Annotated in this window: 1 protein-coding gene; it reads right to left on the minus strand. The window is 54.0% G+C overall.

Features of this window, described 5'->3' with window-relative positions:
* Nucleotides 1-12: 12 nt before the first annotated feature.
* Nucleotides 13-273 carry a pentapeptide repeat-containing protein gene (locus HMPREF2935_RS07470; protein ID WP_070732634.1) on the minus strand — a complete coding sequence of 87 codons (261 nt, stop codon included), beginning with the start codon at nucleotides 271-273 and terminating at the stop codon, nucleotides 13-15.
* Nucleotides 274-470: the final 197 nt, after the last annotated feature.

The following is a 470-nucleotide window of genomic DNA, read 5'->3' on the forward strand; positions in this document are numbered from 1 at the left end:
CAGCGGAGAGCTCTACAGAGACATCCCCACAGCCTCCGAAGCATCCGCTTCAAATCCTTCGCAATGCGCGAGCTGCTCTGACGAGGCGATTACTGGCTTCATGTACGCGTTGTGGAGGATGGCCCAGGCGAGCATCGCGCCGCGAAAAGAACAGCCGCGGCAGATACTTGCTTCCAGATTTATTCCGGTCAGGTCGTAGCCGGAGAAGTCTTTTCCGGAAATATCTTGGCCTGCGAATTCTTGGAACCAGGTATCAGGCGTTTGCTTATACATTGCCGGTTCTTCCGGGTTAAGGGCCAAAACGGGAAACGACGCGGCGCCCCTACAGCAGCCGCGTCGCCCCTATTCCCTATCACTCACAACGGATTGGAGAAACCGTTTGCCTACCCCCTAAGTAGGCATTGTGAGCAAGATTCACTCTAGCACCGATTCGAAACAAAACGGTAACCAATCAGAAGTTTTCACAGACG

The organism is Corynebacterium sp. HMSC076D02 (genome assembly GCF_001813815.1).
Lineage (GTDB): Bacteria > Actinomycetota > Actinomycetes > Mycobacteriales > Mycobacteriaceae > Corynebacterium > Corynebacterium simulans.